The sequence below is a fragment of the Synechococcus sp. Cu2B8-bc1011 genome, assembly GCF_047302735.1.
In the GTDB taxonomy this organism is placed as follows: Bacteria; Cyanobacteriota; Cyanobacteriia; order PCC-6307; family Cyanobiaceae; genus Synechococcus_C.
Map to the genome: position 1 here is coordinate 336,416 of NZ_CP138915.1, position 14,027 is coordinate 350,442.

Here is a 14,027-nt window from a genome sequence, read left to right on the forward strand (position 1 = left end):
ATCCCGAAGCTTCCTCAGCCGCACTGGCGGCAAGCAGTTTTGATCAAGCGGTTGCAGAACAAATGTCAGCGACGCTTGAACCGATGGCTGCAGTGGATCTGGCAGCAGGAGGGAACCCCTGGACAACGCGCGCGCGGACTGGCCGCAGGCGTGTTTTGCGGCTGCTTCCCCTTCTTTGGCTTTCAAACCCTGCTTGGAATTGGCTTGGCCAGCATTGTGCGCGGCAACCATTTGCTGGCCGCCGCAGGCACCTGGATCAGCAACCCATTCACCTACGTACCGCTGTTTTGGTTCAACTACCGGTTAGGGACACTGGTCCTCGGTGAAGGCGCTGGCTGGCCAGGGCTCAACAATCTCAATCAAGAACTGCTTGCCACGGCGGGATGGGATGTGATGAGCCGTCTCTTGCTTGGCTCCACCCTGACCGGAACAGTATTTGGGGGACTGAGCTGGTGGTTCACCCTTAACTGGCTGCAACCCCAAAGAGCCAGGACCACAGCCCCTCGACGTCGAGAGCGTGGACGAAAGTAACCCCGTTCAATGCATTCTCAGGCCGTCATGACCGAGGCAAGCCAACCCCCTAGAGGCTGCCAATCGTCCCCTTGATCGATGCTCTCCCAAAGCGATTCAATCAAGGGGCGTGTGGGTGTTTGGCTCAAATTCCAACGCCTCAAGCCCTCAGAAACTGAAGCCTCCAGCTCAGATGCTCCAGAGGGCTCGATGGCCTGGGTTTGCCACCACCAGGCATCACGCCAGTTTTGCCACACCTCCCTGGGAGGTTCTGGAAGATTGTTCAACACCACAGGCAAGCCCTCAGGCTCCTGGGGCAAACCAGAGGATTGAACCACCGAAGCGAGACCAGCAAAAAAGTCTCCATAACCAACGGGCCAGCTCGCGATTAATTCCAGGGTTGCGCTCACCAAGCGATCATCACTGTCCTCATCAGGATTGGGCGCCAATCCCAACCGCCTCAACAAGCACAAGCGATAGTAATTTTGATAACTGCTTGCATACCGCTCAAGCAATTGTTCCATCGGCGGCCGAGGCAGCAACATCGCCAAAGGGTTTTGAAGAAGCTGCAAATTCTTTCGGCAAATAGCTGGCTGACGCCCATAGGAATACAGCCCGGTCTGATCGAAATAAGCCGCCGTAAAACTTGGATCCCAGCGATCTAAAAAGGCAAACGGTCCGTAGTCAAAGCTTTCACCAGCCAGCGACATGTTGTCGGTGTTGAGCACGCCATGAACAAAACCTGCTGCCATCCACTCAGCTGCCAAACGAGCCACCCGCTCCACCAGCTCGCCATAGAAGGCGAGAAGCTGATGCTCCAAGGCCAGGCGATCTCCATCAGGAGCAGGATGGGCCGCTGCAACATCGGGGTAGTAGACAGCTACCACATGGCGCAGTAAGCGCTCCAAACCTTGGGGGTCCCGCAAATACAGCAGCCTTTCACAGCTACCGAAACGCAGATGAGTGCGTGCCATCCGAACCATCACCGCACTTCGCGTCGGCGAGGGTTCATCCCCACGCCACAGGTCCTCACCCGTCTCGATCAACGACAACGTGCGGCTCGTGGTTACACCAAGACGATGCAACGCCTCGGAGGCGATCACTTCGCGCACCCCTCCTTTCAAGGTGAGGCGTCCATCCCCACCACGACTCCAGGGGGTGGTGCCACTCCCCTTGCTACCAAGGTCTTGAAGCTGGCCGCTTCGATCGCGCAGTTGGCCATAGAGAAAGCCGCGTCCATCTCCAAGCTGGGGGTTGTAGGTGCCGAACTGGTAGCCGTGATAACGAAGAGCGAGCAAGGGAACGCGCTCTTCAAAACGGCCATAGGCCCTCTCGAAATCTTGATCCGACACACTGTCCGGCTCCACCCCCAGCTTGCGCAACAGTGCGTCGTTGCGAAAGCGCAACTGCGTTCGCGGGAAAACCGCCGCCTCCACCACATCCCAATACGACCCACCCAAACCCTCGATTGAGGGTTCGAACGGCAAGGCCAACAGCGGGTTACTCAACTCTGACCAGTACGCGCGATGTCGATCACATCTGCCATCGAGCGGATCTGGTCCATGGTGCGCTGCAACTGCGCGGCGCTTCCCAGTTCCACCATCAAATCGATCCGGGCCGGCTTGCCATAGGCCGTTCTCACCTGAGCATCACTGACATTGATCGAACCATCAGACAAACGCATCAGAATGTCCTTCAAAATCCCAACCCGATCAATCACCTCAATGCGCAAGTGAGCAGGGAAGCGAGAACCTGCCTCTTGCAGCGATGGGTTCCAACGCACAGGCAAACGACGTTCCGTCGGGATCGCCTCCAGATTGGCGCAGTCTTGACGATGGATGGTGATGCCGTGATTACCAAGGGCCACAGCACCCAAGATCGGTTCTCCTGGCAGCGGACTACAACATCCACCAAGGCGATGATCTAAGCCTTCAACACCAAGGATCGGTGCCGCTCCTGCGGATGGAACGTCCCGAGGGGATGGCTGCTCGGACTGCTTGACCAGTTGCTTGGCGACATCCTCGTTACTCAGAGGTGCCTCCACCTCAGCCGTTTGCAGACGAATTTCTTCGCGCAAACGATTGAGCACCTGATGCAGCGTTAAAGCACCAAACCCAAGACCAGCAAGCAAGTCTTCCGTGGTTTGCAAGTTGCAGCGCTCAGCCACCCTGAGCATCGCTTCACTGCCAAGCAGAGCATCAAAACCACTGCGTCCCAGCTCACGTTCAAGCAGCTCTTTGCCGCGAACAATCGTCTCGTCACGATGACTGCGTTTGTACCACTGACGAATGCGATTTCGCGCCGTTGGAGTCGCTACAAAATTGAGCCAATCCAAACTTGGATGGGCATTTTTTGAGGTGAGAATATCAATGAAGTCACCATTTTGAAGCGGGGTCGAAAGGGGCAAGAGCCGATCGTTAATTCTTACTCCATGACAATGATTTCCCACCTCAGAGTGAATACGAAAAGCAAAATCAACCGCAGTTGACCCCTTACGAAGCCCCAGAACATCTCCCTTAGGAGTGAACACAAACACCTCCTCGTCAAAAAGATCTTCCTTGATCGAAGCCAGGTAGTCGTTGTGATCATCCGCGCCCCCTTCCTGCTGCCAATCCACGAGCTGACGCAACCAGTTAAAACGCTCCGTATCTCCACCAGTAGCGGGGGATCCACCCTCCTTGTACTTCCAGTGGGCAGCAATGCCGAACTCCGACACCTGATGCATGTCCCAGGTACGAATCTGCACCTCGATCGGACGATGGCGTCCGATTACTGCGGTGTGAAGTGATTGATAACCATTGGGTTTAGGCAAGCCGATGTAGTCCTTGAACCGGCCTGGGATGGGCCTGAACGTGTCGTGAACCACAGCAAGGGCGCGATAACAGGTCTCGACATTCGGCGTCAGGATCCGTAACGCAGCCACGTCGTAGATCTCGTGGAACTCCTTCTGCTGGCGTTGCATCTTGGTCCAGATGCCATAGAGATGTTTCGGGCGACCACTCACCTCACAGCTGTCGAGGCCCACGGCAGCCAAGCGATCACAGAGCAACTGCACCGTGACGGAGAGGCGATCCTCCCGCTCACTGCGCTTGGTTGAAACCTCCTGCTGCATTTCGCGGAAGGCCTCAGGCTCCAGCAACTTGAAGGAGAGATCTTCGAGTTCCCATTTGAAGCGACCAATCCCCAGGCGATTGGCAAGCGGTGCGTAAATCTCTCGCGTTTCCCTGGCGATGCGCTGCCGTTTCTCCTCCTTGAGCGCACCGATCGTGCGCATGTTGTGCAAACGATCGGCCAGCTTCACCAACACCACACGAATATCACTGGCCATCGCCAGAAACATCTTGCGCAGATTCTCAGCTTGAGCCTCCGTCCGATTGGTGAAATGAAGGCCTCCCAGCTTGGTAACGCCTTCCACCAACTCACGAACCTCTGGGCCGAAATGGCTTTGGAGCTGATCTGGTGTCACATCCGTGTCTTCCACCACATCGTGGAGGAAACCCGCTGCAATCACGCTGGCACTCGCCCCAATGTCCCGCAGCAAATCTGCAACGGCCACCGGATGCACGATGTAGGGATCACCGCTGGCGCGGAACTGCCCCTCATGCAGCTGAAACGCAAAATCAAAAGCAGCCGCTAGCAGGGCCTCTGGATCGGTCGGACAACTGTGTCCGATGCCGGGAGGAACGTGAATCAGGCACTGCTTCAACCAGTCAGGAAGCTCAATGCCATAGTCATCGGGCAAGCGGAGCGGACGTTCGCGCAATGCCGTTAAACCGCAGGCCGCAGGAGTCGATCCAGACTGAGTCTGGGAGGGATCGGGTGCAGAGGTTGCGTTGAGCATCCAACCCGGCGGGTGCATCCATGGTATGTAGGCATGAGGCACCGTGCTTTGTTTCATGCCCAACGCGCCAGAAACGGTTCTGACGCTGAATCAGTTGCGTCTGCGCTACCCAGGAAGTGAGTCCTGGACGCTGGATGGATTGGATCTCAGCCTGAAATCGGGAGATCGCTTGGCACTTGTTGGGCCGTCTGGATGCGGGAAGAGCACAGTGGCGCGAGCTGCATTGCAGCTCTTACCTCCAGGGAGCTGCTGCGAAGGAGATCTACGTCTCAATGGTCAAGACCCACGCCAACTCAGTCGGCCTGCCTTGCGCGCCCTGCGCGGAGAGGCGGTCGGCCTGGTGTTTCAGGACCCGATGACGCGCCTGAATCCACTGATGACCGTGGGTGGGCACCTCCTCGACACCTTCGCTGCGCACCGGCCGACGATGGGGCATCAAGAGCGGAAAGACCGCGCTGAAAGCCTGCTGGAACAGGTGGGTATCGGGGCCGAGCGTTTTCGGGCCTATCCCCACGAATTCAGTGGTGGCATGCGTCAGCGCTTAGCCATCGCACTGGCCATTGCACTCGCACCCCCCCTTGTCATCGCCGACGAACCAACCACCAGCCTGGATGTTGCGGTTGCGGGGCAGGTGATGGCGGTGCTGCGAACTCTTTGCGAAGAGCTGGGAAGCGCCCTCCTGCTCATCACCCATGACTTGGCTATGGCCAACCGCTGGTGTGAAGACATGGCGGTCTTGGACGGGGGCCGACTTGTGGAACAAAACAGCAGCGATCAAGTGCTGACCCACCCCCAATCTGAGATCGGCAAGCGGCTCGTCACAGCCGCCAGGGCCAGGGAAGGAGGCAATACGCCGGGCAAACCTGACGGCACAGCAGTGCTGCAGGTGGAAGGATTGCGCTGTTGGCACAACCTCGGAGGTCCGCCCTGGTCTCCCAACTGGCTGAAAGCGGTGGATGGCGTGAGCTTCACCTTGCAATCCGGTGAATCGTTGGGCGTGGTGGGTGGCTCTGGCTGCGGGAAAAGCACCCTTTGCAGGGCCTTGATGGGCCTTACCCCAATTCGCGGAGGCGAGGTTTGGCTCCAAACCCAAAACCTGCTCCAACTGCGTGGCAGCGCTGAACGACAAGCAAGACGCACCATTCAGATGGTGTTTCAAGACCCGCTGGCCTGCCTGAATCCAGCCCTCAGCGTGGCCGACGCCATCGCAGACCCCCTGCTGATCCATGGCCTCGCCTCGCGGGCAGCCGCTAGAGAACGGGCAAGGGAGCTTCTGGAGCTTGTGGGCCTTTCACCAGCAGATCATTTTCAAAATCGACTGCCCAAGCAACTGTCTGGTGGCCAGCAGCAACGCGTCGCCATTGCTCGCGCTTTGGCTCTAGGCCCGCAGGTGCTGATCTGCGATGAGAGCGTGAGCATGCTCGATGCGGAGATCCAAGCTGAAGTCCTGGCCCTGCTGAGACGTCTGCAGCAAGACTTAGGCCTGGCGATGATTTTCGTGACCCATGACCTCTCGGTAGCGAGTGGCTTCTGCCATCGCGTGATCGTGCTGGATCGAGGCAAGGTTGTGGAAGAAGGTCCTGGCGATCAGTTGCTACGCCACCCAGAGGCTGCGATTACCCGCACCTTGGTCGAAGCCTGTCCGCTGCTGCCAACCAGAAACCTATAACACCAGCGGGCATTCATCCATGACTCGATGTTGTGGTGTTGATGCACCCCTTCGCCTTCGTTTTCGTTTTCCAGCAACTGGATTCGTTCTTCAAACGGCTGAATCCTCTCCATCGTGAGATGAGGCGCCCAACCAAAACAACTTGAGCGCATAACGATTGGCAAAATCTTATCGGCAAGATATTGGCAATGTTCGATCTTGCTTCACAGCCTTAGCCGATTAATCACTGCACAAAAACCATCCCGCAAACGAACAGTTTTCTGACGCAAATTGGACAAGGGCAGGGAAAGATAAGCCGCTATTTCCACCATGAATACATTCAGACACAGGTTCCGCCCTGGGAGTCAGAACTTGGTTGGACTTCAGAGCTGAGATGAGATTGTCCCCCATACCAAGGGCCATGGAATCCACGAATGTCTTGCAAACCTCCATCACCGGTGATCGCTGGTGGAGGGGGTTCACGGCTGCAATAACCCTCACCAACACATCCACACAAGATCTCGAAAGCTGGAGCTATAGCTTCGATAGCCCTCACCTCATCAACACGGCTCCTTGGGGAGCCGAGATCAGTGCGGTTCGTCTCGACAACGGCCTAACGCGCTACACCCTGACCGGTAAAGACTGGGGAGCACGGATCCCAGCAGGAGAGTCGGTCAGCATTGGATTCAATGGCACCCAAGGCACTGAGATAGGAAACGAAGGGGAGCTTTCTGCTGCATTGCTCTTCGGCACAGACAACGCGATATCGCCGATCTCACCATCAAACGAAGAAAGCGCTGGGATTTCTGACGCCCCTTCAGAGCCGGTGCTGGAACCAATCATTGAGACACCTCCGATGACGTCACCGATGGAGCCGGCAATGACGTCAGCAATGGCAGAACACGGCTTGGGGGATCACGGGATGAACCATGACCACTCCATGCAGCAATCGTCCGAAAGTGGGTTCACAGACATCAACGTCTGGGGCTCTTTTCATGACTCCAATCACAACTCAGAGCACAACGAACTTGTCGGTGGACGAACCGCGATTACAACGGAAGCGTTATTGGCTTACAACGGCTTAAGGGACTTTGCAGGATTAGCCCCAGTTGACATCGAGGTTATCGGCGCATGGGCTTTTGAAAATGAGCTCACCAATAACAGCCAGGCCTGGGGGAACGATCTTCAAGGCGTTGGGCTTTGGTTTGCCATGCAGGGAGCCAAGGTGGGTTGGATCGCCGATGCGTCCTACGACCCACAAATCCTGGCCGACATTCAACGAACGGCCCGCCTAGGCAGCAGTGGCGACGTCATGCAGATGGTTGAACAGTTTGGCCATGAAGGATTTGCCAATTATCTAACAACCAATCAACTCGAAGAACATTTCATCAATACCCTCAAGATGGAGCCGCATTATGGCGGCTGGATGCATGCCAGAACCCATGGCTTTCTTAGCATCGAAGGGGTGGCTATTGCCCACGATATTCATCATTTAACAGTTTTGGGATGGGATCAAAACGAACCCTTTATGAATGACACCTTTGACTGGCCTCAGTGGCCGGCCCTCGATGTCAGCGACAACACTGTGATCAACTATTACCAAGGCATTGTTGAGCTGGGAGATCCACTCTCAGAGAACCTAAACAATCTTTCTGGAACCACACCACTGATTGGCTCAACCGATTCAAATTCTTCCCTTAACCCCTCACCCTCTGATCCCGGAACTGTGCAACCGGATCCTCTCACTGGCTCTCCCCTGGAGATTCAGGTGAGTGGTGATCTTTGGGACGGTGGCTTCACCGTCTCGATGAACGTGACCAATCAAAGCAATCAATCATTGGACGATTGGGGGGTGAGTTTCATCAGTGCTCATCAGTTTTACGGAGAATCCTGGGGGGTTGATGTCTCCACGCAAGAGCTTGGAGACGGCCTTTACCGCTACGAGCTCAAAGGTGCTGACTGGGCACAATCGCTTGCTGCTGGTCAAGCCATGACGGTGGGGTTCAATGCATTGAGTGGAGAGGAACTCAACGGGGATGGATCTCTTACATCCGAACTGCTGATGGCCTCAGGAACAGAGCTCACGCTCCTCTAAGTACACCGTTTCCGCAACACGATCAGCAGTTTCTCCATCACCGATGGGACTGGGGCCTCAAACAACATCCGCTCTTTTGTGATCGGATGATCGAGGCCCAACTGAAAGGCATGCAGAGCTTGCCCAGGAAGCTCCACCGGCAGTTTCCTGCAGCGGCTGTAAGTGATGTCCCCCACCACGGCGTGATTGATATGGGCGCAATGCACGCGGATCTGGTGTGTTCGCCCCGTATCGAGCTTGAAGCGCAAGAGGGAATAATCGCCAAGTCGCTCCTGGAGAGTCCAATGCGTGCGCGCATAGCGACCGCTGTCATCACTCACCACTGCATATTTTTTGCGATCCACAGGATGACGACCGATCGCGCCAATGATCGTTCCCGACTCTCCTTGCGGCACCCCGTGCACCACAGCCAGATACTCACGTGAAGCAATCCTCTGTTGGATCTGGGCCTGGAGACGAACCAACGCCTCCTGAGATTTCGCCACCACGATGCAGCCGGTCGTGTCTTTATCGAGACGATGGACCACGCCCGGCCGTAATTTGCCGCTGATCCCTGGCAAATCCTGGCAGTGATGCAGCAACCCATTCACCAGGGTTCCGTCCTTATTCCCAGGGGCAGGATGCACGGTCAGTCCGGCTGGCTTATTGATCACGATCAAGTGCTCGTCTTCAAACAGCACATCCAGCTCCATCGGTTCTGGCTTGAGGTAGGGAAGCGGCTCTGGCGGTGGCATCCAGAGCTGCACCTGGTCGCCTTCGCGCAACGGCGTTTTGGCCTTCCCCGTCTTGCCATTCACCCGCACGTATCCGGCATCAATGAACTTTTGGATCCGAGACCGACTTTGCTCAGACCGCTGACTCACCAACCAGCGATCCAAACGCATCGGAAGTGGCTTGGGATACGTGAGAGTGACGAGTTCGCCTTCCCCCTCTCCGAACCCAGCCATAAACACTTCCTCAGGCAAAGGGGGGCGCACAAACCCTTGCCCTTGAACGCTCAAAACTCCCCCTGTTCCGGCAATTCCAAAGCAATCGAACCCAACAGCGAACGTCGGAAATCATCCAGCAACCGCTGGGCCATCCGTGCCGTATCCCCGGAGGTATGACGTTCGGCCGTGGCCTCCAGCCAGAACGCAGGGTCAGCGGTAGTTCCAGCCACTGGCGTTCCATAACGCTGCTCAAGGATCGACAGCACAACCCCGGAGGCCTCGCGGCCCTGGGCATCGATCAACAATCTCAAGAACGCCTGAGCTACGAGCTCGCCGTCGTAGGCCGCCTGGCCAATGTCATCGCATAGGGCGAGATGCAGCGCCGCCCGTTGATCATCCAAGCGAGGTGGCAACACGCCGGGGGCATCGAGCAAGTCCAAGTCTTGGCCAACCCGCACCCAACGCAAGGTGCGGGTGACCCCAGCCCGACGGGCACTCGCCACCACCTTTTTCTTGACCAAGCGATTGATTAAGGCCGACTTCCCCACATTGGGAAAGCCGAGGGTGAGGGCACGCACCGCCCGCGGGCGCATCCCCCGATTCTTTCTCCTCTCGTTGAGTTGATTGCCAGCCCGAATCGCCGCCTGCTGCACCTGCTTCACCCCGGTGCCTGCTTTGGCATCACACCAAACCGTGCGCTGCCCCTGCTCCTTAAACCACTGGTCCCAGGCCTCCCATGCCGCAGACGTGACCATGTCGCGTCGATTGATCACGAGCAAATGCTGCTTCCCTTTCAACCAGCGGTTGAGATGGGGGTGTCCAGTCGCCAAGGGAATGCGTGCGTCACGCACCTCAATCACCAAATCAACCTTGTCGAGGTTGCGCTTGAGCTGCTGTTCCGCCTTGGCAATGTGCCCTGGATACCACTGAATCGGAGGTGTGCTCACGGCACCACCAAAACCGGACAAGGCGCGAGCTGAATCACCCGCGTTGCCGTGCTGCCGCTTTCGGCTTCGAGATTCACGCCGCGGGTACCCATCACAATCACGTCCACATTCAACTCGTCTGCCACATCGCAAATCACAAACGCTGGCATCCCCTCACGCTCCACCACGTCACAGGACACCCCGACCTGCTCAAAACGGGCTTTGGTTTCGGCCAATAACGATGCCACCACCGCATGGTCATGCATCTCAGGTCGCTCAGACTGAACGACAGACAACAGAATCAATTTGCTGTTGTGACTGCGAGCCAAGTCCAGGGCTTTGGTCGCCGCTTCAACAGCTTCTCGACTCTGATCAAGCGGAAACAAGACGGTTTCAAACATTGGGCCACCTCCGGTAGTACCCCTCTCGTTCCAGTGCTAGCGCGTAATCGGGTTAACCTCGCCCCGATTTCACACCTCACGACATAAACCACATGGCGAAGCGTTCCCTGGCCAAACTGAATACCGGCGACTTGAGCGGGAAACGCGTTCTTGTGCGGGTTGATTTCAACGTGCCTCTGAACGACGCCGGTGCGATCACCGACGACACCCGCATCCGTGCAGCACTGCCAACCATCAATGACCTGATTGGCAAAGGCGCCAAAGTGATCTTGGCCGCTCACTTCGGTCGTCCCAAGGGTCAGGTCAACGACAAGATGCGCCTTACCCCCGTTGCAGCACGCCTCAGCGAGCTGCTTGGCAAACCCGTAACCAAAACCGACAGCTGCATCGGAGCTAACGCGGAAGCCAAGGTGAACGCCATGGGCAACGGCGACGTCGTTCTGCTCGAGAACGTGCGCTTCTTCGCGGAAGAAGAAAAGAACGATCCCGCCTTCGCCGAGAAGCTCGCTGGTCTCGCCGACGTGTATGTGAACGACGCCTTTGGCGCTGCTCACCGGGCCCACGCCTCCACCGAAGGCGTGACCAAATTCCTCAAGCCATCCGTGGCTGGCTTCTTGATGGAGAAGGAACTTCAATACCTCCAGGGTGCCGTGGATGAGCCCAAGCGTCCTTTGGCCGCCATCGTTGGTGGTTCCAAGGTGAGCAGCAAGATCGGCGTCCTTGAAGCCTTGATCGACAAGTGCGACAAGGTGCTGATCGGCGGCGGCATGATTTTCACCTTCTACAAAGCACGCGGTCTGGCTGTCGGCAAGAGCCTCGTTGAAGACGACAAGCTGGAACTGGCCAAGGAATTGGAAGCCAAAGCCAAGGCCAAAGGCGTTGAGCTGCTGCTCCCCACCGATGTCTTGCTTGCCGACAACTTCGCTCCTGATGCCAACAGCCAAGTCGCAGACATCACAGCGATTCCCGACGGCTGGATGGGCCTCGACATCGGCCCTGATGCCATCAAGGTGTTCCAAGCTGCCCTGGCTGATTGCAAAACCGTGATCTGGAATGGCCCGATGGGCGTCTTCGAGTTCGACAAGTTCGCGGCTGGAACGAATGCCATTGCCACAACCCTGGCTGAACTCAGCGGAAAAGGCTGCTGCACGATCATTGGCGGTGGCGATTCCGTTGCTGCTGTTGAGAAAGCAGGCCTGGCCGAGAAGATGTCTCACATCTCCACCGGTGGTGGCGCCAGCCTCGAGCTGCTGGAAGGCAAGGTGCTTCCAGGCGTCGCCGCGCTGGACGACGCCGCTTGATTCAAACCACTCCACCAATCAGCTGATCGATCAGCTGAATTCAGGGCCGTTCCAATTGGAGCGGCCTTTTTTTTTGCAATCTTCGCCGCTCTGGCCTAGGAGGAAGTCCCAGTCGCTGCCGTTCAGCCGTCATGGCAGCACGTGCCTCCTTAAATAATTCACGCCGGCCTTGGCGTTGCTCCTGCTTACACACCCGAAAGGCATCGATGGTGTTGGCCGATTGAATACATCGTTGCTTGGCTGCCAACAAAGCCTTTTGCTGGTCAAAACTGCTCAACTCCCAGCGGCGCCTTGCCTCAAAAAGCTGCTGCTTTTGCGCATCCGTAAGTGTTAATCGAGCCGCGCGCGACTTCATTGGAGACTCAGCCCATCCCGTAGCGGGGTGGAGAGCGGCGGCGGCAAACGCGGCACAAGGGATGACCAGATACCGCTTCCAATGCTTAGGCGTAACCATGCGAATCATTCACACAACGCATTCATCCTGAAAGCAAGATTCCGTCAAAGTCTGACCAAAATGGGCCTCAAGCATGACCGGATCTAACCAGGACGCTTGAGCATGCCGCTCCACTGCGATGCGCGGATGCGATCTATGGATGCGATGCCTGGAAAAATGAATCAGCCCTTGATCCCAGGAGCACACCAACTCTGAAACTCGCCAATGATCAACGTCCACCCCTGAATCCGCCTACAGCAGTGGCCATGGTGGGGCTTGGCGCCCTGGGATTCCCCATCGCCGTCAATTTGCGACGCGCCGGCTACTCGCTCAACGTGCACACCCGCAGCCGCTCAGCGGAATCGGCGGCAGAACTTCTGGACGATCAAGGGCCCACAGTGACCTCCAGCAGCTCTCCTAATGAAGCCGTGAAAGGCTGTGCAGTCCTGCTGATTTGCGTCAGCGATGACACCGCAGTGCAAAACGTTCTGTGGGGAAACAGAGGAGCTGGCTATGCACTCACACCAGGAAGCTTGGTCATCGATTGCTCCACGATCGCCCCCGCCACAGCGACAGCGATGGCCAAGCGGCTATCGGAACGCAACGTGCACTACATCGATGCTCCTGTGACAGGCGGCACAGAGGGCGCCAAGGCCGGCACACTCACCGTGCTCTGTGGTGGCGACACTATGGCATTAGAGCAGGCTCGTCCTCTATTGGAGGTGATCGGTAGCTCGATCCATCACTTCGGGCCCGTTGGCAGCGGCCAACAGGTGAAAGCGGTGAACCAGGTCCTGGTGGCGGGAAGCTATGCCGCTGTTGCAGAAGCCATCGCTCTAGGGCAACATCTTCAGCTCCCCATGGAGCAAGTTGTGGCGGCACTACTTGGAGGAGCTGCAGGATCTTGGGCCCTGCAACACCGTTCAGCCGCCATGCTTTCCGATCAATACCCGCTCGGGTTCAAGCTCGCACTCCATCACAAAGACCTAACAATCGCGCTGGATGCCGCTGAGGAACAGCAGTTGGAGCTCCCGATCACCCAACTCGTGCTCGAGCAAGAGTCTGCACTGATGCAACAGGGACTCGGGAACGCCGATGTGTCGGCCCTAAGACGCTGCTACCCAGCTCACCACGGTTAAGGCTGGAGCTTACTTTTGTCATCCACAACTCGCACCTGCTTGCTCACACTCACCACACCTTCGGGATGCACTAACAAGGCAGCCCAGTTTTGGATGCCCGGCTTAAGCGGTGCTTGAACAGACTTAAACAGGCCGCCCCCGCCGAGGGGCTTGAGCTGGATATCTGGACTCTCTTGCCCCAATACCTGCGCAGGGGTAAGCGCAATCAAACCACCCGCCATCAGAGCATCACCCAAGGGCTTGTCGACCACCACATCGACGTCGTACCGAGTCCCAGTGAGCACGCTGTCTGGGATGAGCAAACTAATCGGTAGTGGCTCCTTGGCACTGGTCATGACCGATTGATCACTAAGAACTTCCTGGCTGGTAATCAAGCCGCTCTCGGTGGTCACCGCGAGCCGCTGATTCGCATAGAAGGAATAACTCAAGCCGTCTTGCTGGCGTCTCCCACTTACAGCAATCTGCATGGTCGAGCGACCATCTGATGTGGGAGTTCCTGGCCGCACCGACCAATTCAGCTGAGGGAAACGGCGACTGAACACGCCGTAACGCTCCTCCAGAACAGCAAATTGCTCAGGCGTAAACAGAGCCTTCAACGCTGCAACATTGCCTTCCGACTGATTGAGGGCGGATTCCAAGCGCTCACTCAACTCAAACGGAGCCTGGGTCAAAGCCCGACTGGACATCGGGAGTGCCAGGGCGGAGCCAAGCAGCAATGACACCAACGAGACACGGAGAGCCCGAGACATATAGACATCTCCAGAATCCATCTAAGTTAGGTCGCTCCTTCTCATCCCGCTCGAC

At 57.1% G+C, this 14,027-nt stretch carries 12 protein-coding genes; 5 read left to right on the forward strand and 7 right to left on the reverse strand.

Annotation, left to right across the window (positions count from 1 at the left end; all coding sequences use genetic code 11):
• The first annotated feature begins 42 nt into the window (after positions 1-42).
• Entirely contained in the window at positions 43-531 is a 489-nt protein-coding gene (locus SIC18_RS01840) for a DUF2062 domain-containing protein (protein ID WP_053068601.1), read from the forward strand.
• A gap of 17 nt (positions 532-548) precedes the next feature.
• Here SIC18_RS01840 and SIC18_RS01845 read toward each other — a convergent pair whose 3' ends face one another.
• Entirely contained in the window at positions 549-2,018 is a 1,470-nt protein-coding gene (locus tag SIC18_RS01845; RefSeq protein WP_413430016.1) for a protein adenylyltransferase SelO, read from the reverse strand.
• Positions 2,015-4,351 (reverse strand): RelA/SpoT family protein, encoded by a 2,337-nt coding sequence (locus tag SIC18_RS01850; RefSeq protein WP_413430485.1) that lies wholly within the window; start codon positions 4,349-4,351, stop codon positions 2,015-2,017. The genes SIC18_RS01845 and SIC18_RS01850 overlap by 4 nt, the downstream gene beginning before the upstream one ends.
• 55 nt (positions 4,352-4,406) lie before the next feature.
• On the opposite strand from SIC18_RS01850, the gene SIC18_RS01855 reads away from it, so the two are divergent.
• Positions 4,407-6,020: an ABC transporter ATP-binding protein gene (locus tag SIC18_RS01855; protein ID WP_413430017.1), complete on the forward strand. Its 1,614-nt coding sequence runs from the start codon at positions 4,407-4,409 to the stop codon at positions 6,018-6,020.
• Between the two features lie 400 nt (positions 6,021-6,420).
• On the forward strand, positions 6,421-8,094 hold the full coding sequence (locus SIC18_RS01860; RefSeq protein ID WP_413430018.1) for a cellulose binding domain-containing protein: 1,674 nt from the start codon (positions 6,421-6,423) through the stop codon (positions 8,092-8,094).
• Here the strand turns inward: SIC18_RS01860 and SIC18_RS01865 are convergent.
• The 3 genes from SIC18_RS01865 to SIC18_RS01875 are packed head-to-tail and all read right to left on the reverse strand — an operon-like array spanning position 8,091 to position 10,350.
• Entirely contained in the window at positions 8,091-9,041 is a 951-nt protein-coding gene (locus tag SIC18_RS01865; protein ID WP_413430486.1) for an RluA family pseudouridine synthase, read from the reverse strand. The genes SIC18_RS01860 and SIC18_RS01865 overlap by 4 nt on opposite strands.
• A gap of 50 nt (positions 9,042-9,091) precedes the next feature.
• Entirely contained in the window at positions 9,092-9,970 is an 879-nt protein-coding gene (gene ylqF, locus SIC18_RS01870) for a ribosome biogenesis GTPase YlqF (protein ID WP_048347434.1), read from the reverse strand.
• Positions 9,967-10,350: a universal stress protein gene (locus SIC18_RS01875; protein WP_413430019.1), complete on the reverse strand. Its 384-nt coding sequence runs from the start codon at positions 10,348-10,350 to the stop codon at positions 9,967-9,969. Before SIC18_RS01875 ends, ylqF begins: the two co-directional genes overlap by 4 nt.
• 92 nt (positions 10,351-10,442) lie before the next feature.
• On the opposite strand from SIC18_RS01875, the gene SIC18_RS01880 reads away from it, so the two are divergent.
• Positions 10,443-11,651, forward strand: a complete 1,209-nt coding sequence (locus tag SIC18_RS01880) for a phosphoglycerate kinase (protein ID WP_413430020.1) — start codon at positions 10,443-10,445, stop codon at positions 11,649-11,651.
• A gap of 40 nt (positions 11,652-11,691) precedes the next feature.
• Here SIC18_RS01880 and SIC18_RS01885 read toward each other — a convergent pair whose 3' ends face one another.
• Positions 11,692-12,105: a hypothetical protein gene (locus SIC18_RS01885; RefSeq protein WP_413430021.1), complete on the reverse strand. Its 414-nt coding sequence runs from the start codon at positions 12,103-12,105 to the stop codon at positions 11,692-11,694.
• Positions 12,106-12,350: 245 nt separating this feature from the next.
• Here SIC18_RS01885 and SIC18_RS01890 point away from each other — a divergent pair, with 245 nt between their 5' ends.
• Positions 12,351-13,223: an NAD(P)-dependent oxidoreductase gene (locus tag SIC18_RS01890; RefSeq protein ID WP_048347438.1), complete on the forward strand. Its 873-nt coding sequence runs from the start codon at positions 12,351-12,353 to the stop codon at positions 13,221-13,223.
• Here SIC18_RS01890 and SIC18_RS01895 read toward each other — a convergent pair.
• Positions 13,220-13,972: a hypothetical protein gene (locus SIC18_RS01895; protein ID WP_048348364.1), complete on the reverse strand. Its 753-nt coding sequence runs from the start codon at positions 13,970-13,972 to the stop codon at positions 13,220-13,222. The genes SIC18_RS01890 and SIC18_RS01895 overlap by 4 nt on opposite strands.
• Positions 13,973-14,027: the final 55 nt, after the last annotated feature.

What these genes read in the sequence shown, in the direction of transcription:
- SIC18_RS01850 (WP_413430485.1), bottom strand. Translation starts at nt 4,351, where the DNA reads ATGCTCAACGCAACCTCTGCACCCGATCCCTCCCAGACTCAGTCTGGA.
- SIC18_RS01855 (WP_413430017.1), top strand. Translation starts at nt 4,407, where the DNA reads ATGCCCAACGCGCCAGAAACGGTTCTGACGCTGAATCAGTTGCGTCTG.
- SIC18_RS01860 (WP_413430018.1), top strand. Translation starts at nt 6,421, where the DNA reads ATGGAATCCACGAATGTCTTGCAAACCTCCATCACCGGTGATCGCTGG.
- SIC18_RS01865 (WP_413430486.1), bottom strand. Translation starts at nt 9,041, where the DNA reads ATGGCTGGGTTCGGAGAGGGGGAAGGCGAACTCGTCACTCTCACGTAT.
- SIC18_RS01875 (WP_413430019.1), bottom strand. Translation starts at nt 10,350, where the DNA reads ATGTTTGAAACCGTCTTGTTTCCGCTTGATCAGAGTCGAGAAGCTGTT.
- SIC18_RS01880 (WP_413430020.1), top strand. Translation starts at nt 10,443, where the DNA reads ATGGCGAAGCGTTCCCTGGCCAAACTGAATACCGGCGACTTGAGCGGG.
- SIC18_RS01885 (WP_413430021.1), bottom strand. Translation starts at nt 12,105, where the DNA reads ATGGTTACGCCTAAGCATTGGAAGCGGTATCTGGTCATCCCTTGTGCC.
- SIC18_RS01890 (WP_048347438.1), top strand. Translation starts at nt 12,351, where the DNA reads ATGGTGGGGCTTGGCGCCCTGGGATTCCCCATCGCCGTCAATTTGCGA.
- SIC18_RS01895 (WP_048348364.1), bottom strand. Translation starts at nt 13,972, where the DNA reads ATGTCTCGGGCTCTCCGTGTCTCGTTGGTGTCATTGCTGCTTGGCTCC.